The sequence below is a fragment of the Pseudomonas sp. AE27 genome (assembly GCF_037113495.1).
Taxonomy (GTDB): domain Bacteria; phylum Pseudomonadota; class Gammaproteobacteria; order Pseudomonadales; family Pseudomonadaceae; genus Aquipseudomonas; species Aquipseudomonas palmensis.
Map to the genome: position 1 here is coordinate 4013433 of NZ_CP146966.1, position 20812 is coordinate 4034244.

Below are 20812 nucleotides of genomic sequence, written 5' to 3' on the forward strand. Positions count from 1 at the left end.
ATGCCCTTTCATATGCCAGACAAAAGCCGATGAGGTAGAATGCCCGCCTATTTCAGCACGATCCTTGAGGACCGCCATGTTCAGCCGTGATTTGACCATTGCCAAGTACGACGCCGATCTCTTTGCCGCCATGGAGCAAGAAGCTCAGCGCCAGGAAGAGCACATTGAGCTGATCGCTTCGGAAAACTACACCAGCCCTGCGGTGATGGAAGCTCAAGGCTCGGTACTGACCAACAAGTACGCCGAAGGCTACCCGGGCAAGCGCTACTACGGTGGCTGCGAATACGTCGACGTGGTCGAGCAACTGGCCATCGACCGCGCCAAGCAGCTGTTCGGCGCCGACTACGCCAACGTGCAGCCGCACGCCGGTTCCCAGGCCAACGCTGCCGTCTACCTGGCCCTGCTGTCGGCCGGTGACACCATCCTGGGCATGAGCCTGGCCCACGGCGGCCACCTGACCCACGGCGCAGCCGTGTCGTCCTCGGGCAAGCTGTACAACGCCATCCAGTACGGCATCGACGCCAACGGCCTGATCGACTACGACGAAGTCGAGCGCCTGGCCGTCGAGCACAAGCCGAAAATGATCGTGGCCGGTTTCTCGGCCTACTCGCAGGTGCTGGACTTCCCGCGCTTCCGCGAAATCGCCGACAAGGTCGGTGCCTACCTGTTCGTCGACATGGCCCACGTGGCTGGCCTGGTCGCCGCTGGCGTGTACCCGAACCCGGTACCGTTCGCCGACGTGGTCACCACCACCACCCACAAGACCCTGCGCGGTCCACGTGGCGGCCTGATCCTGGCCCGTGCCAACGCCGACATCGAGAAGAAGTTGAATTCCGCCGTATTCCCGGGCGCCCAGGGCGGCCCGCTGGAGCACGTGATCGCGGCCAAGGCGATCTGCTTCAAGGAAGCGCTGCAGCCTGAGTTCAAGGCCTACCAGCAGCAAGTGGTGAAGAACGCCCAGGCCATGGCCGGCGTGTTCATCGAGCGCGGCTTCGACGTGGTGTCGGGCGGTACTGAAAACCACCTGTTCCTGCTGTCGCTGATCAAGCAGGAAATCTCCGGCAAGGACGCAGACGCTGCCCTGGGCAAAGCCTTCATCACCGTCAACAAGAACTCCGTGCCAAACGACCCACGCTCCCCGTTCGTCACTTCCGGCCTGCGCTTCGGCACCCCGGCCGTGACCACTCGCGGCTTCAAGGAAGCAGAGTGCAAGGAACTGGCGGGCTGGATCTGCGACATCCTGGACGACCTGAACAACGAAGCGGTGATCGACGCCGTTCGCGAGAAGGTCAAGGCCATCTGCGCCAAGCTGCCGGTGTACGGCAACTGATCGCAGGTACCTGATGTGAAAAAGCCCGGCTCCCAGCCGGGCTTTTTTGTGGGTGCTGTCCCACCCTGTAGGAGCCAGCCTTGCTGGCGAAGGCGCCCTACTGACGGCTCAAGGCCTCGAACCCCTCGCGAATCTTCGCCTCGGGCAGGTCATCGGCAATGAACACCATCACACTCTCGCGCTGTTCGCCTTCGACCCACTCGGTATCCCAGTCGAAGCCATAGAGCTTCAGCACGCCCTGAAACACCAGCCGCCGATCCTCGCCAGCAATGTTCAACACGCCCTTGTAGCGCAACAGCTGCTTGCCATGGGCCTCCAGCAATTGGTTCATGAACTCGCTCAGCCGGTCGATATCCAGCGGCACATCGGTACGCAGCACCATGCTGGAGATCCGGTCCAGGCTGTTGCCCGCCGCCACAACAGGCCGCAGGTTGAGGCTGGCGTTGAGGTTGAACCCGCGCACATCCAGCAGCTCGGCCAGGTCGATCCTGCCGTTGTCCACCACACGGATCGGCGCACGTCGGTTGATCCGCGCCAGGCGCTGGCTCAAAGCCTCGAACGCGGCCGCATCGACCAGGTCGGTCTTGCTCACCAGCAGGCGATCGGCAAACCCGACCTGGGCCTGGGCGATGGTCTGGGTCAGGTGCAGGTCGGCATGCGCGGCATCCACCAGGGTGATGATGCCGTCGAGGATGTAGCGCTCGCGCAGCTCTTCGTCGATGAAGAAGGTCTGCGCCACCGGTGCCGGGTCGGCCAGGCCGGTGCACTCGATCACCAGCCGGTCAAAGGCGATTTCGCCGCTGTCCAGACGCTCCAGCAGCAGGAACAGCGCCTTGGTCAGGTCGGTGTGGATGGTGCAGCACACGCAGCCGTTGGCCAGGGTCATGACCTGCACCGGTTCGTCGCCCAGCAGTTGGGTGTCGATGCCGGCGTCGCTGAACTCGTTTTCGATCACGGCGATTTTCAGGCCGTGCTCGGCCTTGAGCAGGTGACGCAGCAAGGTGGTCTTGCCGGCCCCCAGAAAACCGCTGAGCACGGTGACGGGAATGGGTTGCACGGAAAATCTCCTGAACACTGAAATGACTGTGGGAGCCCGGCTGCCCGGGCTCCCACAGGTTTGTCACACGCGGGCGGTGCCGTCTTTCAACAGCACTTGGGCCCGCCCTTGCCGCCGTAGCGCGCCTCCTGGCGTTCCCGGAAGAACTCCTCGTAGGTCATCGGCGGCAGGTCGGGGTGCCGGGTTTGCATATGCTCGACGTAATTGTCGTAGTCGGGCATGCCGACCATCAGGCGGGCTGCCTGCCCCAGGTACTTACCCAGTCGACCGAGATCGTTGAACATGTCTGCAATCCTCTTGGTTTACGCGTCCGGCAAGGCCTGGAACGGCGATTCCTTGTCGGTACGTTCTTTCTTGTTCAAGGCGCGGATACCGACCTTGAGCGCGAAGAACAGGATGCTGAACACCACGAACAGGAACAGCGCGGTCAGCGTCGCGTTGGTGTACGCGTTGAAGATCACGTGCTGCATCTGCGCGATGTCCTTGGCCGGGGCCAGTACCTGACCGGCGTCCAGCGCCGCGCTGTACTTGTTGGCCAGGGCCAGGAAGCCCACCGCCGGGTTCGGGTCGAACAGCTTGATGAAGCCTGCGGTGGTGGTGCAGATCAGCAGCCATACCGCCGGCACCAGGGTGACCCACATGTACTGCTGGCGCTTCATCTTGATCAGCACCACGGTGCCGAGCATCAGCGCGATACCGGCCAGCATCTGGTTGGAGATGCCGAACAGCGGCCACAAGGTGTTGATGCCACCCAGCGGGTCGATCACGCCCTGGTACAGCAGGTAGCCCCACAACGCCACACAGCCGGCGGTGGCGAGCAGGTTGGCGCCCCACGACTCGGTGCGCTTGAGCGCCGGCACGAACGAGCCCAGCAGGTCCTGCAGCATGAAGCGCCCGGCACGCGTACCGGCGTCTACCGCAGTGAGGATGAACAGGGCTTCGAACAGGATCGCGAAGTGGTACCAGAACGCCATGGTGTTTTCACCCGGTAGTACCTGGTGCAGGATCTGCGCGATACCCACCGCCAGGGTCGGCGCACCACCGGCACGGGCCAGCACGGTGTGCTCGCCGATGTCCCGGGCGACCGCCTCGAGCTGCTCGGGGGTGATGGCAAAGCCCCAACTGCTGACTGTCTGCGCCACCGACACCACGTCGGCACCGACCACCGCGGCCGGGCTGTTCATGGCGAAGTACACGCCCGGCTCGATCACCGAGGCGGCAACCATGGCCATGATCGCGACGAACGACTCCATCAGCATGCCGCCATAGCCGATGTAGCGGGCGTTGACTTCGTTGTCCAGCAGCTTGGGCGTGGTGCCCGAGGAGATCAGCGCATGGAAACCCGATACCGCGCCACAGGCGATGGTAATGAACAGGAACGGGAACAGGGTGCCCTTCCACACCGGGCCGGTGCCGTCAGTGAACTGGGTCAGCGCCGGCATCTTCAGCTCGGGCGCCAGCACCAGGATGCCGATGGCCAGGGCAATGATGGTACCGATCTTGAGGAAGGTAGAGAGGTAGTCACGCGGCGCCAGCACCAGCCATACCGGCAGCACGGCGGCGACGAAGCCATAGCCCACCAGCATCCAGGTGATCTGCACGCCGGTGAAGGTGAACGCTGGGCCCCACACCGGATCGGCGGCCACCAGGCCCCCCAGCCAGATGGACAGCAACAGCAGCACCACACCGATCAGCGAGATCTCGCCGATGCGGCCCGGGCGGATATAACGCATGTACACGCCCATGAACATCGCGATGGGGATGGTCGCCATCACCGTGAACATGCCCCATGGGCTTTCGGCCAGGGCCTTGACCACGATCAGCGCCAGCACCGCAAGGATGATGATCATGATCAGGAAGCAGCCGAACAGGGCGATGGTGCCCGGAATGCGGCCCATTTCCTCACGCACCATGTCGCCCAGCGAGCGACCGTTGCGGCGGGTGGACAGGAACAGGATCATGAAGTCCTGCACTGCACCGGCCAGTACCACGCCGGCGATCAGCCAGAGCGTACCGGGCAGATAGCCCATCTGCGCAGCCAGTACCGGGCCCACCAGCGGGCCAGCGCCGGCGATGGCCGCGAAGTGGTGACCGAACAGGATGTGCTTGTTGGTCGGCACGTAGTCCAGACCATCGTTGTTGAGCACCGCCGGGGTGGCCCGGCGCGGGTCCAGCTGCATCACCTTGGTGGCGATGAACAGACTGTAGTAACGGTAGGCGACCAGGTAGAGGGCTACCGAGGCAACCACAATCCACAAGGCGTTGATCGCTTCGCCACGGCGCAGGGCAACCACACCCAGCGCACAGGCCCCCAGGACTGCCAGCAGCAGCCACGGTATATGGCGTAGCAGGCTATTATTGTTGTTCATGGTTTGCTTCCAGCTAGTGGATATGAAAGACCGCCCATCGAGTCTAGGGCGAGTCTTGGCGCATTGCCATACTTGCTTTGGTCTAGAGCCTGCAGGCCCGCCCACAGTCTCGTTATGCGCGTTCGCGATCATGCTGGCAAGCCCTGAGCTATAGTCAGTCAGGTTCCAGCCAGGTTCTACTGCAAAGGGCCTCCACCATGAGCGATCACCCAGAACGCCGGCGCTTCCAGCGCATACCCTTCGATGCACCGACCGAACTGCTCCAGGGCGAACGACGCTGGCCGGTCAACCTGCTCGACCTGTCGCTCAAGGGCCTGCTGATCGAGGCGCCCAAGGCCTGGGACGCCGACCTCGAGCGGCCGTTCGCTGCGCAGATACGCCTGGGTGAAGAGGCGTTTGTCACCATGACGGTGGAACTGCGCCATGTCGACGACACCCAGCTGGGGTTTATCTGCGAGCACATCGACCTCGATTCGCTGGAGCACCTGTGCCGCCTGGTGGAGCTCAACCTGGCCGATCGCACCGAACTGGAGCGCGAATTCCATCAACTCATCGACATTTGAAATCTTTTAGCCCGCTACCGACCTGACCCCGCCCCGCCTTCCTGTCCACCCAGACAGCTTTCAAACAGCCGTTCATGCCACCGGACCCAGCCCTGGCGGGCCTGGTGCTGCGTGTTGGAACGATAACTGCATCCACGCCTGCACCCAAACCAATGACCTGACTGTTCCTGTGCCAATCTAAAAATTGTATACAATTGTTCTGGCAATGAATGGCACGAGTTGTCTACAGTAGCGCCACAACAATAAAACAGAGAACCTGCTCCCATGACTACGTCCTCCCCCGACACGTCCACGGCATCACGTCCTGAAGACGAGAACCTGGGGCTCGGCGCCAACCTGGCGTACGGGCTGCAACACGTACTCACCATGTACGGCGGTATCGTCGCGGTACCGCTGATTCTCGGCCAGGCGGCCGGCCTGGGCCCGGCCGACATCGGCCTGCTGATTGCCGCATCGCTGTTTGCCGGTGGCTTGGCGACCCTGCTGCAGACCCTGGGCCTGCCGTTCTTCGGTTGCCAGTTGCCGCTGGTACAGGGCGTTTCGTTTGCCGGCGTGGCCACCATGGGCGCGATTCTCAGCAGCGAGGGCGGCGGCGGCCTGCCGGGGGTGCTGGGCGCGGTGATGGCGGCCTCGTTGATCGGGTTTCTGATCACCCCGGTGTTCTCGCGCATCACCAAGTTCTTCCCGCCACTGGTGACCGGCATCGTGATCACCACCATCGGCCTGACCCTGATGCCGGTCGCGGCGCGCTGGGTCATGGGCGGCAACAGCAAGGCACCGGACTTCGGCAGCATGTCCAACATCGGCCTGGCGGCGGTGACCTTCCTGATCGTGCTGATACTGAGCAAGCTGGGCAGCGCGGCGATCTCGCGGCTGTCGATCCTGCTGGCGATGGTGTTCGGCACCCTGATCGCCTGGTCGCTGGGCATGGCTGATTTCAGCAAGGTGCTCGAAGGTCCGCTGGTGGCCTTCCCTACCCCGTTCCACTTCGGCATGCCGACCTTCCATATCGCGGCCATCCTGTCGATGTGCATCGTGATCATGGTGACCCTGGTGGAAACCTCGGCCGACATCCTCGCGGTAGGTGAGATCATCGACACCAAGGTCGACTCCAAGCGCCTGGGCGATGGCCTGCGTGCCGACATGGCCTCGAGCATCCTGGCGCCGATCTTCGGTTCGTTCACCCAGAGCGCATTCGCCCAGAACGTCGGCCTGGTGGCCGTGACCGGGGTGAAGAGCCGCTACGTGGTGGCCACCGGTGGCGTGATCCTGGTGGTGCTGGGCCTGCTGCCAATCATGGGCCGGGTGATTGCCGCCGTACCGACCTCGGTACTGGGTGGCGCGGGGATCGTGCTGTTCGGCACCGTGGCGGCCAGTGGTATCCGCACGCTGTCCAAGGTGGACTACCGCAACAACATGAACCTGATCATCGTGGCCGCCTCACTGGGCTTCGGCATGATCCCGATTGCCGCGCCCAACTTCTACGCGCAGTTCCCGAACTGGTTCGAGACCATCTTCCACTCCGGCATCAGTTCGTCGGCGATCATGGCGATTCTGCTGAACCTGGTGTTCAACCACTTCAAGACCGGCAACTCCGATCATCAGTCGGTGTTCGTGGCCGCCTCCGAGCGCACGCTGAACTACTCGGACATTTCCGGGCTGCGTGACGGCGACTACTTCGAAGACGGCAAGCTGTTCGATGCCGAGGGCAAGGAGATTCCGTTGCTGGAGAAGGATGAGCATGGGGGGCAGGTAGTGAGGCGAGAGACGGTGGCTGAGCATTGATAGTGCTCGGTTGATGAGGAAGGGCTGGTGCACGTGCACCGGCCCTTTTTGTGTGTGCCTGTTGGCCATCGGAAAGCGAATTTTATAAATATCAGAACACAACACTTCAATGTTTTATTTCTGACGACTTACAATTATATCCTTTTCAAAAAACTTCAAAACGCCGCCATCGAAATCTATTCGATACGCCCCTAACTTAAATCATAACTGAGAGACATATAATCTCCACAACCAGACACAATAAGACTTTCAAGATGCTTGCATACTGTTTTTTGATGACCCATCTATTTGAGACTCTTCAAAAAACTTTAAGACCTTCTTTGGTAGCGGGGAAAACTAAAAGATAACTGCTCCCCCACTTTTCCAGCCCCTAATGCTGCGCCTACCTCTGATGCATAACAGCCTTTAATAGTGACCGTCTTGCCTCCTTGAGATTGGGTATATTGTAGGAGTTTTTTTAAGCGGCCCAACTAACTCGGCAGCCCCACCGGGACCATTGCCAATAAAACCTTTCGATGCACCAACAGTAAAGTCGTCAAATATGACCTCACCGGCATTCATCGTCACTTTCGGGAAGTACATTGTTAGGCCCCCATTAGCAGCATCAAATGAAGCCTTCCCAAGATCTGTTGCGAGAGGAGAGGTTGCTTTTGCACAAACTAATCAGTGACTATTTTTTGCATCAAGCTCGCGACCTTAGATTTAAGCATTTCATCGTCAAGCTCATACTCTTCCCTTGATTCATCTGGCTCGTACATATCCGCAGCACAAAAAATGCTGGACAAGCACTCGCTCAACGAAGGCTCATCGAGCTGAAGGACATTCCTATCTCGCTCAATTTTCCAAAGCTCAATATACGCCTCAGAAAAAACTTTGGCTGTCAGTCTTCCTGCTACATACGATCTTGCAAACTCCAAGATAGTAAGACTCATCGCAAAACTCCATATTTAATAAAGCAGCGGGCATCGGCCGGCGCCGGTGCAGTCTGGGCCGGGGCGGTGCTGCCAGGCAGCTCCTTGAGTTCCTGCAGTCGCCGCTGCTGCTCTTCAAGCAACCGCCCCTGACGCTCGCGAATCAGTTCCTGGTCCCCCGGCAAGCTCGCGGCCGATACAGGGCCAGCAAGGATGCCCAACAACAGCCAGAAGCAGGACAGCTTTGTGCCAGATACCAAAAACGCCATCTTCCCATCCCTGGAAGCAAAAAACGAAGGCGCGATAGTAGAGAGACAGAACAATGGTGCCAATTAGCCATCATGGCAAATTGATTACATTTTATTCAAACAACGCATCCAACGCCTGCTCCAGGCGCGTCACCGCAATTACCTGCAGCCCCGGCGGCGCTTCCTTGGGCGCGTTGCCCTTGGGCACGATGGCGCGCTTGAAGCCATGTTTGGCGGCCTCCTTCAGGCGCTCCTGCCCGCTCGGCACCGGGCGCACTTCACCAGACAGGCCCACCTCGCCGAACACCAGCAGGTCGTGTGGCAGCGGGCGGTTGCGCAGGCTCGACATCACCGCCGCCATCAAGGCCAGGTCCGACGCGGTCTCCAGTACCTTGACCCCGCCCACCACGTTTAGGAACACGTCCTGGTCGTGGGTGGGGATGCCGCCATGGCGATGCAGCACCGCCAGCAACATGGCCAGGCGGTTCTGGTCCAGGCCCAGGGTCACACGGCGCGGGTTGGCCATGTGGCTTTCATCCACCAGCGCCTGCACCTCCACCAGCATCGGCCGGGTACCTTCCCAGGTGGCCATCACCACGCTGCCCGGCACTTCCTCCTGGGCACGGGTCAGGAAGATCGCCGACGGGTTGGAGACTTCCTTGAGGCCGCGGTCGGTCATGCCGAACACGCCCAGTTCGTTGACCGCACCAAAGCGGTTCTTCACCGCGCGCAGCAGGCGCAGGCGACCGTCGGACTCGCCCTCGAAATACAGCACGGTGTCGACCATGTGTTCCAGTACCCGCGGCCCGGCCAACGCGCCCTCCTTGGTCACGTGGCCGACCAGGAAGATCGCCGTGCCGCTCTGCTTGGCATAGCGCACCAGCAAGGCGGCACTCTCACGCACCTGCGACACGCCACCGGGCGCCGACTGCAACTGTTCGGTGAAGATGGTCTGGATGGAGTCGATCACCATCACCTTGGGCTTTTCGACCCGCGCGGTGGCAATGATGGTTTCGATGCAGGTCTCGGTCATCACCCGCAACTGATCCTGCGGCAGGCCCAGGCGACGGGCACGCATGGCCACCTGCTGCTGGGATTCTTCCCCGGTGACGTACAACGCCGGCATGCGCGTGGCAATGTTGCACAGGGTCTGCAGCAGGATGGTGGACTTGCCGATGCCCGGGTCACCACCAATCAGCACCACCGATCCATCGACCAGGCCGCCACCGAGCACGCGGTCCAGCTCGGCGCTGGCGGTGCTGAAACGCGGGATCTCCTCGACACTGACCTCGGCCAGGGTCTTGATCTGCGCCTGTTGCCCGGCCCAGCCGGTGCGCCCGGCAGGCGCCGCGGCGCCGCCACTTTCGATCATGGTCTCGACCAGGGTGTTCCACGCGCCGCATTCGCCGCACTGGCCCGCCCACTTGGGAAAGGTCGCGCCGCACTCGGTGCAGCCGTACATGCGCTTGGCCTTGGCCATGGGGCAGTCTCCTGGAAAAAGGGGCCATGATAGCCGAGCCGACCCAGCTGCGGGGCGCCGCCTGGGCGACAAAACTATTCGGCATAGCCGGGGTCTTTTACTGCAACGCGGAGCATGAAGCGCATAGCTGATTTACACTGCGATGACCAATCTCATCTGTTACAGGGAATAAACCATGGGCGTGATCAGTGAATTCAAGGCCTTCGCGGTCAAGGGCAACGTGGTCGACATGGCCGTCGGTATCATCATCGGCGCCGCGTTCGGCAAAATCGTTTCATCGTTTGTTGGCGATGTGGTGATGCCGCCCCTGGGCCTGCTGATCGGTGGAGTGGACTTCAGTGATCTGGCGGTGGTGCTCAAGGCGGCCGAGGGTGACGCGCCGGCGGTGGTGCTGGCCTATGGCAAGTTCATCCAGACGGTGATCGACTTTCTGATCGTGGCCTTCGCGATCTTCATGGGCGTGAAGGTGATCAACCGCCTCAAGCGCGAAGAAGCGGTGGCCCCGACCCTGCCGCCGGTACCCACCAAGGAAGAAGAACTGCTGGGCGAAATCCGCGACCTGCTCAAGGCGCAGAACCAGCAGCCCTGAACCGGGCCTGCCTGACCGTAACGGCGCCTTCGGGCGCCGTTGTGCTGTCTACCAGTAGTTTTCCACCGCCACCTGGCCCGGCCGGCGGCTGAGGCTCAGCTGAAGATCACGTGCCTTGAGCACCTGGCGGGTGTCGTCGATCATCTGCGGGTTGCCGCAGAGCATCACCCGCGAATGTTCGGGGGTCAGCGCCAGGCCGGCCGCACGCTCCAGTTCGCCGTTCTCGATCAGGGTGGTGATACGCCCGTTCAGCGCACCCGGGTGTTGCTCGCGGGTGACCACCGGAATGAACTGCAGCTTGCCCGCATGTTCGGCCAGGTAGTCGCGCTGCTCCAGGCTGGCGATCTCCTGCTGATAGGCGAGCTCCCTGGCTTCGCGCACCGAATAGACCAGCTTGATGGTGTCGAACCGCTCCCAGGCTTCGAAGTCCTGCAGTATCGACATGAAGGGCGCAATGCCGGTACCGGTCGCCAGCAACCACAGGTCCCGCCCGTCGGCGAAGCGATCGAGGGTCAGGAAACCGAACGCCTGGCGGTCGATCAACAGTTGGTCACCCTCGCGCAGCCGGCTCAGCTCACTGGTGAACTCGCCGCCGGGCACGACGATCGAGAAAAAGTCCAGGTACTCGTCGAACGGCGACGAAACCATCGAGTACGCCCGCCACACCACGCTGCCATCGGCACGGGTCACGCCCAGGCGAGCAAACTGGCCGGCCCGGAACCGAAAACCGGGATCACGGGTTACGCGCAGGCTGAACAGGTTGGGGGTCAGCGGCTGGACATCGAGCAGGGTCTGGCGGGTGAACTTCTCCGCACTGGCAGTCATGGTGTGCTCCACAATTCAGGTAAACACAGTGTCGCGCAAAGCTGACAGGATAAACACCGCCGCGGTGTAATGGCATTACGCTCATGTGTTTCAACCACGTAACAAAACATGTAACGCGGGTTGTACAACCCTTTTTTTATGTAGAGCTCTGGAACATTTCTATAGCAAAAAAAACCTAGAACAACGTGCGACTTTTCCTACACTCGATCCAGGGTGACTAAATTGCAAAGGTGCACGGAGGCTCAAATGCCATATTGGAAGCAGGAGCAGTTGCAACAACTGACGCAGGAGGAAAACCAGCAACAGATGTTTGCCACTGCACTGTCACTGGCCGAGCAACTGGACATGGAGTTTCTGGCATACCGCCTGACCGGCAGGACGGTCGCCGAAGGCCCGCAGGTCATGATGTTCAACAACTACCCGGCCGAATGGAACGAGCTCTACAAGAAGAACGAGTACGCGCGCATCGACCCGGTGCTTGTGCATTGCCATCATTCGAACATGCCGGTGCTGTGGTCCCCGCAGTTGTACAAGCAAGCCCCCGAGTTGCGACAGACGGCGTGCGAACATGGCCTGTGCCATGGCTGGAGCCAGGGCACCCAGGACCTGCGCGGCAACGAAAGCGTGCTGTGCGTATCACGCCGGCAGGGCGAAGTGAGCATGGCGGAACTATACGAAAAGTCGGCCCAGACCCTGTGGCTGTGCAACCTGCTGCACACCCTGATGGTTGCCAAGTTGCATCCGCCCAAGGCCCGTCTGCAGGCACTCTCGCCCCGGGAACGCGAGGTGCTGCAGTGGACCGCTGCCGGCAAGACTGCCGAAGACATCAGCTGCATCCTCACGCTGTCCAGAAGCACGGTCAATTTTCATATCCGCAGCATCACCAGCAAACTCAACACCACCAACAAGACCAGCGCGGTCGCCATCGCCACCCAGTACGGGTTGATCTGAGGTTCTGCTCGCCACCCCCCTCCCCACCGGTAAAAACGCTGTAGAATCTGCGCCCGTCCAGCGCCAAGCCCCAGCGCGCGCGCCAAAGCCCAGAGCCCTACGCCATGCCCCTGTTGATCACCCCCTTCGCCGAGCTCGAGCTGCTTCGCCAGCCTGAATACGCCAACGACCCCTTGCAGGCCTTCGACGCGGCCGACGAGTACCTGCTCGAACACCTGGCCGCGCAGGCGCTGCCTGCCACAAGCCGGGTACTGGTACTCAACGACAGCTTCGGCGCGCTGGCCATCAGCCTGCGCGCACATGCCCAGGTGCTGGGCAGCGGCGACTCCTACCTGGCCCGGCTGGCACTGGAGAAGAACCTGGTGCGCAATGGCCAGGCATTCGACAGCGTGCCCTTCATCGCCGCCAGCCAGCATTGGCAGGGGCCGTTCGACCGGGTGCTGGTGCGCGTACCCAAGACCCTGGCGCTGCTCGAAGAGCAGTTGATCCGGCTGCAGGGCCAGTTGGCACCCGGCGCGCAGGTAATCGCCGGAGCGATGATCAAGCACCTGCCACGGGCAGCCGGCGACCTGCTGGAGAAGTACATCGGCCCGGTGCAGGCATCGCTGGCGCGCAAGAAGGCGCGCCTGCTGATCGCCACGGCCGAGCCCAGGGCGGCGGCAGCCTCGCCCTACCCCACCCGTTATCAGCTGGAGCAACCACCGCTGGAGCTGGTGAACCACGCCAATGTGTTCTGCCGCGAAGGGCTGGATATCGGTACCCGTGCCTTCCTGCCACACCTGCCCCGCGACCTGGGCGATGCGCGGGTGGCCGACCTTGGCTGCGGCAACGGCGTGCTGGGCATCGTCAGCGCGCTGGCCAACCCGCAGGCGCACTACACCCTGGTGGACGAGTCGTACATGGCGGTGCAGTCGGCCGAGCAGAACTGGCAGGCGGCGCTGGGCGAGCGAGCCGTGACGGTGCGCGCCGACGACGGGCTGGCCGGGCAGGCGCCGCAGTCCCTGGACGTGGTGCTGTGCAACCCGCCGTTTCACCAGCAGCAGGTAGTGGGGGACTTTCTCGCCTGGCGCATGTTCCAGCAGGCACGCGAGGCACTGGTGGTGGGCGGGGCGCTGTACATCGTGGGCAATCGGCACCTGGGCTATCACAGCAAGCTGGCGCGATTGTTCCGGGGAGTGGAGCAGGTGGCAGCCACGCCGAAGTTCGTGGTGCTCAAGGCGCGCAAGTAGGCCGGGTACGGGGCCGACACCTTCGCCGGCAAGCGGCTCCTGCGCCAGGCGGCCGAGACAGGCAAAAAAAACCCTGCGCAGCTCACGCGGCGCAGGGTGTAAACCCGCCCAGGGCGGGATGGGAAATACCTTGGCTCAGTGGGTACTCAAGCCCGCCGCCGCCATGAACATCCGCATCAGCCAGGCCACCACGGCCAGGCTTGCCACGCTCACTGCCCAGATCAGCAGCAGCCAGCCCAGGCGCTGCATCAGCGGCTTTTTCTCCGGTTCGAAGGTGTCTTTGCCAGTCATTGCCAGGCCCTCCTAGTGATAGCCGTCGTCGTGGGTCACCTTGCCGCGGAACACGTAGTAGCTCCAGAAGGTGTAGCCCAGGATGAACGGGATGATGAACAGCGTGCCCACCAGCATGAAGCCCTGGCTCTGCGGCGGCGCTGCGGCGTCCCAGATCGAGATCGACGGCGGGATGATGTTCGGCCACAGGCTGATGCCCAGCCCGCTGTAGCCCAGGAAGATCAGCACCAGCGTCAGCAGGAACGGGGTGTAGTGGGCATGGCGTGCCACCGCCCGCACCAGCCCGTACAGGGTGACCAGCACCAGGATCGGCACCGGCAGGAACCAGAACAGGTTGGGCAGGCTGAACCAGCGCGTGGCGATGTCCGGATGCGCCAGCGGCGTCCAGATACTCACCACACCGGTCACGGCCAGCAGCACGAAGGCCAGTGGGCGCGCCAGGTCATGCATCTTGCTCTGCAACGGGCCTTCGGTCTTCATGATCAGCCAGGTGCAGCCGAGCAAGGCATAGGCCACGATCAGCCCCACCCCGCAGAACAGGCTGAACGGCGTCAGCCAGTCCAGCGAGCCGCCTGCGTAGTTGCGTTCGACCACCTTGAAGCCTTCGATGAATGCGCCCAGTGCCACGCCCTGGAAGAAGGTCGCGGCCAGCGAGCCGCCGATGAACGCCTTGTCCCACAGGTGGCGCTTGTCGGCCTTGGCCTTGAAGCGGAACTCGAAGGCCACGCCACGGAAGATCAGCCCCATCAGCATCAGCATCAACGGCAGGTACAGCGCCGAGAGCACCACCGCATAGGCCAGCGGGAAGGCGCCGAACAGCGCCGCCCCGCCCAGCACCAGCCAGGTCTCGTTGCCGTCCCAGACCGGGGCGACGGTGTTCATCATCACATCGCGGTCGCGCTCGCCCTTGACGAAGGGAAACAGGATGCCGATGCCCAGGTCGAAGCCGTCCATCACCACGTACATCATGATGCCGAAGATGATGATCACGGCCCAGATAAGCGGAAGATCAATACCCATGAGTCAGTTCCCCTTGCTCAGGCTGGCGTGGTCGTCGGCATGGTCGTCGTCGGCAGCCGACAACGGCCGCGCCGGGGTGCGTTGCTGGCCAGGCCCGCCATGGGTCGGCTCGTCGCCCTCGCCGGTTTCCGGCCCCTTGCGCACCAGACGCATCATGTAGCCGAGCCCCGCGCCGAACAGCGCGAAGTACACCACCACGAACATCACCAGGGTGATGCCCAGTTGTGCATAGCTGTGGTTGGACACGCCATCGGCGGTACGCATCAGCCCGTACACCACCCACGGCTGGCGACCGACCTCGGTGGTGAACCAGCCGGCCAGGATCGCGATCAGCCCGGACGGGCCCATCCACAGGGTCAGGTAGAGGAACGGGCGCGAGCTGTACAGGGTGCCGCGCTTGCGCAGCCACAGGCTCCACAGGCCCACGGCGATCATCAGCATGCCCAGCCCGACCATGATGCGGAACGACCAGAACACCACGGTGGAGTTGGGCCGGTCTTCAGGCGGGAACTCCTTCATCGCCGGCACCTGCTTGTCCAGGCTGTGGGTCAGGATCAGGCTGCCCAGCGCCGGGATCTCCAGCTTGAAGTGGGTGGTCTCGTTCTTCATGTCGGGAATGCCGAACAGGATCAGCGGGGTCGGCTCGTCGCCGACGTTTTCCCAGTGGCCTTCGATGGCGGCGATCTTCACCGGCTGGTGCTTGAGGGTGTTGAGCCCGTGGAAATCACCGATCACCGCCTGCACCGGCGCCACGATCAGCGCCATCCACATGGCCATCGAGAGCATCTTGCGAATCGCCGGGTTGTCCTTGCCGCGCAGCAGGTGCCAGGCGGCCGAGGCGCCGACGAAGAAGGCCGTGGCCACGAATGCTGCCGTGGCCATGTGCGCCAGGCGGTAGGGGAAGGACGGGTTGAAGATCACCGCGAACCAGTCGACTGGGATCACCACGCCGTTGACGATTTCATAACCTTGCGGGGTCTGCATCCAGCTGTTGGACGCCAGGATCCAGAAGGTGGAGATCAGCGTGCCGACGGCGACCATGATGGTGGCGAAGAAGTGCAGGCCGCGCCCGACCTTGTTCCAGCCGAACAGCATGACCCCCAGAAAGCCCGCTTCGAGGAAGAACGCGGTGAGCACCTCATAGGTCAGCAACGGCCCGGTGATCGAGCCGGCGAAGTCCGAGAAGCGGCTCCAGTTGGTGCCGAACTGGTACGCCATGACCAGGCCGGAGACCACGCCCATGCCGAAGTTGACGGCAAAGATCTTCGACCAGAAGTGGTACAGGTCGCGGTAGACGCTGTTGTGGGTCTTGAGCCACAGGCCTTCGAGCACCGCCAGGTAACTCGCCAGGCCGATGGTGATGGCCGGGAACAGGATGTGGAAAGAGATCGTAAACGCAAACTGGATTCGGGCGAGATCTAGAGCCTCTAATCCGAACATAGTGCTTCCTCTGTCAGGTTATCCGGCGTCAGGGTCACGGCCTTGGCGCCAACTGCCCCTACGTCATTGAGTGCGGCGAGTTGGAATTGTTCTGAAAACTTGCAATCGCAGGGAATTCGGCCCTCCGGCCACATCGTTGCATTTGAAACAGTTGCAAAAACAACAATTGATCCAGGTCAACGATTGCCTGAAAGCATAGTCCTGAACGGGCCGCATGGTTGTGTGGTGGTTTGCCGCGTGACCGGTTGCCTCACCCCCTTTACGCACACACGAATCGGTGCGCCTACCGCACGGGGATGACGGCTTTCGCAACCTGCTGTTACAAACTGGTGATAATCTGCCCCGCCGCCCCCGCAAAGGCTCTGTATCGCACATGTCAGACCATGCCCCGCTTCTGCTGCGCCATCACCGCCCCTTCCTGGCATTCTGGTGCGCACGAATTTTCACTGCCAGCGGCTTCCAGATGCTCACCGTGGCCATCGGCTGGCACCTCTATCAGCTGACCGGCAACGTGCTCGACCTGGGCCTGGTGGGCCTGGTGGAATTCGCCCCGCGGGTGCTGTTCATGCTGCACACCGGGCATGTGGCCGACCGCTATGACCGGCGCCGGGTGGCAGCGCTGTGCCAGTTCGCCCAGGCGCTGATCGCCCTGGCGCTGGTGGTGGGCAGCAGCACCCACAGTGTGACCCGCGAACTGATCTTCGTGCTGGCGTTCCTGCTGGGCAGTGCGCGCTCTTTCGAGATGCCGGCCACCCAGGCGTTGCTGCCCAACGTGGTGCCCTCGGCGCTGTTCCCGCGGGCAGTGGCCGCGTCGGCCTCGGCCATGCAGTCGGCGACCATCGTCGCGCCGGCGCTGGGGGGCTTTCTGTATGCCTTTGGCAGCGTGTGGGTGTATGGCCCGACCGTGGTGCTGTACGTGATCGCCTGCGGCCTGACCTTGCGCCTGAGCGCCGCCCGCCAGCCGGCCAACCGGGGCCGGGCGAGCCTGGAATCGCTGCTGGCGGGCATTCGCTTCATTCGCAGCCGCCCGGACGTGCTCGGCGCGGTGTCGCTGGACCTGTTCGCCGTGCTGCTGGGCGGCGCCACGGCGTTGCTGCCGGTGTTCGCCAAGGACATCCTGCTGACCGGCCCGTGGGGCCTGGGCCTGTTGCGCTCGGCGCCGGCGGTGGGGGCGCTGCTGATGTCGGTGTGGCTGGCGCGCTTCCCCATCGAGCGCAAGGTCGGGCGGGTGATGTTCACGGCGGTGGGGGTCTTTGGCGTGGCGACCATTGCCTTCGGCCTGTCGACCTCGTTCTGGTTCTCGCTGGCGGTGCTGGCGGTGCTGGGCGCGGCGGACATGATCAGCATGGTGATCCGCAGCGCGTTCGTGCAACTGGAGACGCCGGACGAGATGCGTGGTCGGGTAAGCGCGGTGAACGGGTTGTTCATCGGCGCCTCGAACCAGCTGGGCGAGTTCGAGTCCGGGGTCACGGCGCACTGGTTCGGCACCGTGCCGGCTGTGGTGCTGGGCGGGGTGGGCACGCTGGTGGTGACGGGCGTGTGGATCAAGCTGTTCCCGACGCTGGCGGGGCGCGATCACATGCATACCCAGAAAAAGGGCTGACCGCGCACACCCAGTCGCGGGTCAAACCTGCTCCCACAAGGGCCTCACTGAATCTGTGGGGGCGGGCTTGACCGGCGATGAGGCCAGCCAGATCAAAGCATCAGGGTCATCTGCCGCTCATACCCCACCCGCCCGCGATACCCCTCGCCGCTGTCCACCCACCCCGCCGCGCGGTACAGCCTCAACGCCGCCTGATTGTCGGTATCCACCGACAGTTGCAGGCAACGCACCTGCGGCCACACTTCGCGCACCCGCGCCGGCAGCGCCGCCAGGCACCAGCGGCCAAGCCCCTGCCCCTGCGCCCGCCAGTCCACCTGCAGGGCATGCAAGGTGGCCGCATCATGGCGGGCCCACGGCGGCAGGTGTGCACCACGCTTGAGCAGCAGGAAGCCCTGCGGCACGCCCCCCACCAGCAGCGCCAGCCCGCGCACATCGTCGCCGGGCCGGTTCAGCAGGGTATGCAGCGCGCCCTCGATGTCACCGCAAAACGCCCGCTGCGCCGCCAGCACCTCGATGCCGGGCAGGCCTGCGCGCTGGGCCGGGGTCAGCGCATCGTAGTGAATCAGCTGCACGGTCATGGTCCTGGTCCAAAAGTGGCGGTCTTGCTGATATGATGCGCGGCTTTTTTGCGGCCCATTCAAAAATCACTCAGTCCGGCACCCCGTGTCCGGTACAGTCTGTGCTTTGCTGATGGGGTCGAACATTCAAGGCGCCGCAGTGCGCCACGGGGAGCTGGCATGCTGGAAAGGCTGTTTCAACTGAAAGCGCACAATACCAACGTGCGCACCGAAATCCTGGCGGGGGTCACCACCTTCCTGGCCATGGCCTACATCCTGTTCGTCAACCCGAGCATCCTCGGCGAGACCGGCATGGACAAGGGCGCGATCTTCGTCGCCACGTGCCTGGCTGCCGCCATCGGTTCGGCGGTGATGGGGCTGATCGCCAACTACCCGATCGCGCTGGCGCCGGGCATGGGCCTGAACGCCTTCTTCACCTACACCGTGGTGCTGCACATGGGCCACACCTGGCAGGTGGCACTGGGGGCGGTATTCATTTCGGCAGTGCTGTTCTTCCTGCTGTCGATCTTTCGCATCCGCGAATGGATCGTCAACAGCATTCCGCTGCCGCTGCGTTCGGCAATTGCCGCCGGCATCGGCCTGTTCCTGGCGCTGATCGCCCTGCACAACGCCGGCATCGTGGTCGACAACCCGGCCACCCTGGTGGGCCTGGGCGACCTGCGCAACCCGGCACCGGTACTGGCCACCCTGGGCTTCTTCCTGATCGTCGCGCTCGAGGCGATGAAGGTACGCGGCGCCGTGCTGATCGGCATCCTGGCGGTCACCGTCGCCTCCATCGGCCTGGGCTACACCCCGTTCAACGGCATCGTGTCGATGCCGCCCTCGCTGGCCCCGACCTTCCTGCAGCTGGACATCAAGGGCGCACTGGATGTCGGCCTGATCAGCGTGATCTTCGCCTTCCTGTTCGTCGACCTGTTCGACAACTCCGGCACCCTGATCGGCGTGGCCAAGCGCGCCGGGCTGATGGGCAAGGACGGCCACATGCCGAAGATGGGCCGCGCCCTGATCGCCGACAGCACCGCGGCCATGGCCGGCTCGCTGCTGGGCACCTCGACCACCACCAGCTATATCGAATCGGCGGCCGGCGTGAGTGCCGGCGGACGCACCGGGCTGACCGCCATCGTGGTGGCTGGGCTGTTCCTGCTGGCACTGTTCTTCGCCCCGCTGGCCGGCAGCGTGCCGGCCTTCGCAACCGCGCCTGCACTGCTGTTCGTCGCCGTGCTGATGGCCTCGGGCCTGGCGGAAATCAACTGGGACGACGTGACCGAGGCCGCCCCGGTGGTGGTCACCGCGCTGGCCATGCCGCTGACCTATTCGATTGCCAACGGCATCGCCTTCGGCTTCATCTCCTGGACCGTGATCAAGCTGATCTCGGGCCGCCGGCATGAACTGAACTCGGCGCTGGTGGTGCTCTCCATCCTGTTCGTGATCAAGCTGGGCTGGTACGCCGCATGAGTTCCGTCTACGACCCGACTACCTACACCGCGCAGCTTGAGGCCAAGGTCGAGCGCCTGCGCGCACTGCTGGCGCCATTCGGCGCACCGGAGCCGGCGGTGTTCGACTCGCCGCGCGAGCATTACCGCCTGCGCGCCGAGTTTCGCCTGTGGCGCGAGAACGAGCAGCGTCACTACGCGATGTTCGCCCCGGGTGAAAAGCACCAGGCGATCCTGATCGACGACTTCCCCATCGCCAGCCAGCGCATCAACCAGTTGATGCCGCAGCTCAAGGCGGCGTGGCAGGCCAGTTCGGCGCTGAGCTTCAAGCTGTTCCAGGTGGAGTTCCTGACCACCCTGGCGGGCGACGCGATGATCACCCTGTGCTACCACCGTCCACTGGACGAGCATTGGGAAGCCGCTGCCCGGCAACTGGCGACCGACCTGGGCGTGAGCATCATCGGGCGCTCCAAGGGCAAGCGCGTGGTGATCGGCCGTGACTATGCGGTTGAAGAGCTGGCCGTGGGCGGGCGCACTTTCCGCTATCGCCAGCCAGAAGGCGCGTTCACCCAGCCCAACGGCACGGTGAACCAGAAGATGCTCAACTGGGCCTACGAGGCCCTGGGCGAGCGCGAGGACGACCTGCTGGAGCTGTACTGCGGCAACGGCAACTTCACCCTGCCGCTGGCCACGCGGGTGCGCAAGGTGCTGGCCACCGAGATCAGCAAGACCTCGGTGAACGCCGCGCTGCACAACCTGGACGACAACGGCGTGGATAACGTGCGCCTGGTGCGCCTGTCGGCCGAAGAGCTGACCGAGGCCCTGAACGAGGTGCGGCCGTTCCGGCGCCTGGAAGGCATCGACCTGAAAAGCTATGCCTTTGGCAGCGTGTTCGTCGACCCGCCGCGCGCGGGCATGGACCCGGACACCTGCGAGCTGACCCGGCGCTTCGATAACATCCTGTACATCTCGTGCAACCCCGAGACACTGGCGGCGAACATCGAGCAGTTGAGCGATACGCACCGTATCGAGCGGTGTGCGCTGTTTGACCAGTTCCCGTATACGCACCATATGGAAAGCGGGGTGCTGCTGGTTCGGCGCTAGGCCCGG

Annotated in this window: 20 protein-coding genes; 9 read left to right on the top strand and 11 right to left on the bottom strand. The window is 63.2% G+C overall.

The features are described from left to right. Positions 1 to 76: 76 nt before the first annotated feature. On the top strand, positions 77 to 1330 hold the full coding sequence (gene glyA / locus V9K84_RS18430; RefSeq protein WP_043860563.1) for a serine hydroxymethyltransferase: 1254 nt from the start codon (positions 77 to 79) through the stop codon (positions 1328 to 1330). A 97-nt stretch (positions 1331 to 1427) separates the two neighbouring features. Here glyA and yjiA read toward each other — a convergent pair whose 3' ends face one another. The 3 genes from yjiA to V9K84_RS18445 all read right to left on the bottom strand — a co-directional run bounded on the left by yjiA (position 1428) and on the right by V9K84_RS18445 (position 4756). Next, positions 1428 to 2387: a GTPase gene (gene yjiA, locus V9K84_RS18435; RefSeq protein ID WP_088513886.1), complete on the bottom strand. Its 960-nt coding sequence runs from the start codon at positions 2385 to 2387 to the stop codon at positions 1428 to 1430. Positions 2388 to 2473: 86 nt separating this feature from the next. Then, positions 2474 to 2671 carry a YbdD/YjiX family protein gene (locus V9K84_RS18440; protein ID WP_043860565.1) on the bottom strand — a complete coding sequence of 66 codons (198 nt, stop codon included), beginning with the start codon at positions 2669 to 2671 and terminating at the stop codon, positions 2474 to 2476. A gap of 18 nt (positions 2672 to 2689) precedes the next feature. Then, entirely contained in the window at positions 2690 to 4756 is a 2067-nt protein-coding gene (locus tag V9K84_RS18445) for a carbon starvation CstA family protein (protein WP_043860566.1), read from the bottom strand. A 197-nt stretch (positions 4757 to 4953) separates the two neighbouring features. Here V9K84_RS18445 and V9K84_RS18450 point away from each other — a divergent pair, with 197 nt between their 5' ends. Both V9K84_RS18450 and V9K84_RS18455 read left to right on the top strand, forming a co-directional pair. After that, the gene (locus tag V9K84_RS18450) at positions 4954 to 5319 is read left to right on the top strand and encodes a PilZ domain-containing protein (protein ID WP_058540734.1); all 366 of its coding nucleotides are present in this window, start codon (positions 4954 to 4956) and stop codon (positions 5317 to 5319) included. Positions 5320 to 5583: 264 nt separating this feature from the next. Then, positions 5584 to 7104 (top strand): nucleobase:cation symporter-2 family protein, encoded by a 1521-nt coding sequence (locus V9K84_RS18455; RefSeq protein ID WP_043860568.1) that lies wholly within the window; start codon positions 5584 to 5586, stop codon positions 7102 to 7104. A 659-nt stretch (positions 7105 to 7763) separates the two neighbouring features. Here V9K84_RS18455 and V9K84_RS18460 read toward each other — a convergent pair. The 3 genes from V9K84_RS18460 to radA all read right to left on the bottom strand — a co-directional run bounded on the left by V9K84_RS18460 (position 7764) and on the right by radA (position 9743). Further along, entirely contained in the window at positions 7764 to 8036 is a 273-nt protein-coding gene (locus V9K84_RS18460; protein ID WP_058540735.1) for a colicin immunity domain-containing protein, read from the bottom strand. After that, on the bottom strand, positions 8033 to 8284 hold the full coding sequence (locus V9K84_RS18465) for a hypothetical protein (protein WP_088513887.1): 252 nt from the start codon (positions 8282 to 8284) through the stop codon (positions 8033 to 8035). Before V9K84_RS18465 ends, V9K84_RS18460 begins: the two co-directional genes overlap by 4 nt. A 91-nt stretch (positions 8285 to 8375) precedes the next feature. Next, positions 8376 to 9743, bottom strand: coding sequence for a DNA repair protein RadA (gene radA / locus V9K84_RS18470; RefSeq protein ID WP_054916566.1), 1368 nt, complete (start codon positions 9741 to 9743; stop codon positions 8376 to 8378). A 175-nt stretch (positions 9744 to 9918) separates the two neighbouring features. Between radA and mscL the strand changes: the two genes are divergently transcribed. After that, positions 9919 to 10332: a large-conductance mechanosensitive channel protein MscL gene (gene mscL / locus V9K84_RS18475; RefSeq protein ID WP_054916565.1), complete on the top strand. Its 414-nt coding sequence runs from the start codon at positions 9919 to 9921 to the stop codon at positions 10330 to 10332. Positions 10333 to 10380: 48 nt separating this feature from the next. Here mscL and V9K84_RS18480 read toward each other — a convergent pair whose 3' ends face one another. Next, positions 10381 to 11157 carry a ferredoxin--NADP reductase gene (locus V9K84_RS18480; protein WP_088513888.1) on the bottom strand — a complete coding sequence of 259 codons (777 nt, stop codon included), beginning with the start codon at positions 11155 to 11157 and terminating at the stop codon, positions 10381 to 10383. Positions 11158 to 11403: 246 nt separating this feature from the next. On the opposite strand from V9K84_RS18480, the gene V9K84_RS18485 reads away from it, so the two are divergent. Then, positions 11404 to 12108 (top strand): LuxR family transcriptional regulator, encoded by a 705-nt coding sequence (locus tag V9K84_RS18485; RefSeq protein ID WP_058540738.1) that lies wholly within the window; start codon positions 11404 to 11406, stop codon positions 12106 to 12108. Positions 12109 to 12212: 104 nt separating this feature from the next. Then, positions 12213 to 13337, top strand: coding sequence for a methyltransferase (locus tag V9K84_RS18490; RefSeq protein ID WP_043860575.1), 1125 nt, complete (start codon positions 12213 to 12215; stop codon positions 13335 to 13337). Between the two features lie 135 nt (positions 13338 to 13472). Here the strand turns inward: V9K84_RS18490 and V9K84_RS18495 are convergent, their stop codons facing one another. From V9K84_RS18495 to V9K84_RS18505, 3 genes are read right to left on the bottom strand one after another with little or no spacing between them, the layout of a single operon-like run. Further along, positions 13473 to 13628, bottom strand: coding sequence for a DUF2474 domain-containing protein (locus tag V9K84_RS18495; protein WP_043860576.1), 156 nt, complete (start codon positions 13626 to 13628; stop codon positions 13473 to 13475). 12 nt (positions 13629 to 13640) lie between these two features. Beyond that, a complete protein-coding gene (cydB, locus tag V9K84_RS18500) occupies positions 13641 to 14648 on the bottom strand; it encodes a cytochrome d ubiquinol oxidase subunit II (RefSeq protein WP_043860577.1) in 1008 nt (335 codons plus the stop codon). Between the two features lie 3 nt (positions 14649 to 14651). After that, positions 14652 to 16088: a cytochrome ubiquinol oxidase subunit I gene (locus tag V9K84_RS18505; RefSeq protein WP_043860578.1), complete on the bottom strand. Its 1437-nt coding sequence runs from the start codon at positions 16086 to 16088 to the stop codon at positions 14652 to 14654. 373 nt (positions 16089 to 16461) lie between these two features. On the opposite strand from V9K84_RS18505, the gene V9K84_RS18510 reads away from it, so the two are divergent. Beyond that, the gene (locus V9K84_RS18510; protein ID WP_043860579.1) at positions 16462 to 17691 is read left to right on the top strand and encodes an MFS transporter; all 1230 of its coding nucleotides are present in this window, start codon (positions 16462 to 16464) and stop codon (positions 17689 to 17691) included. Between the two features lie 92 nt (positions 17692 to 17783). Here V9K84_RS18510 and V9K84_RS18515 read toward each other — a convergent pair whose 3' ends face one another. Then, on the bottom strand, positions 17784 to 18269 hold the full coding sequence (locus tag V9K84_RS18515) for a GNAT family N-acetyltransferase (RefSeq protein ID WP_054916561.1): 486 nt from the start codon (positions 18267 to 18269) through the stop codon (positions 17784 to 17786). Positions 18270 to 18428: 159 nt separating this feature from the next. On the opposite strand from V9K84_RS18515, the gene V9K84_RS18520 reads away from it, so the two are divergent. Further along, on the top strand, positions 18429 to 19724 hold the full coding sequence (locus V9K84_RS18520; RefSeq protein WP_043860685.1) for an NCS2 family permease: 1296 nt from the start codon (positions 18429 to 18431) through the stop codon (positions 19722 to 19724). Further along, positions 19721 to 20806, top strand: coding sequence for a tRNA (uridine(54)-C5)-methyltransferase TrmA (trmA, locus tag V9K84_RS18525; protein WP_043860686.1), 1086 nt, complete (start codon positions 19721 to 19723; stop codon positions 20804 to 20806). The genes V9K84_RS18520 and trmA overlap by 4 nt, the downstream gene beginning before the upstream one ends. The last annotated feature ends 6 nt before the right edge of the window (positions 20807 to 20812 follow it).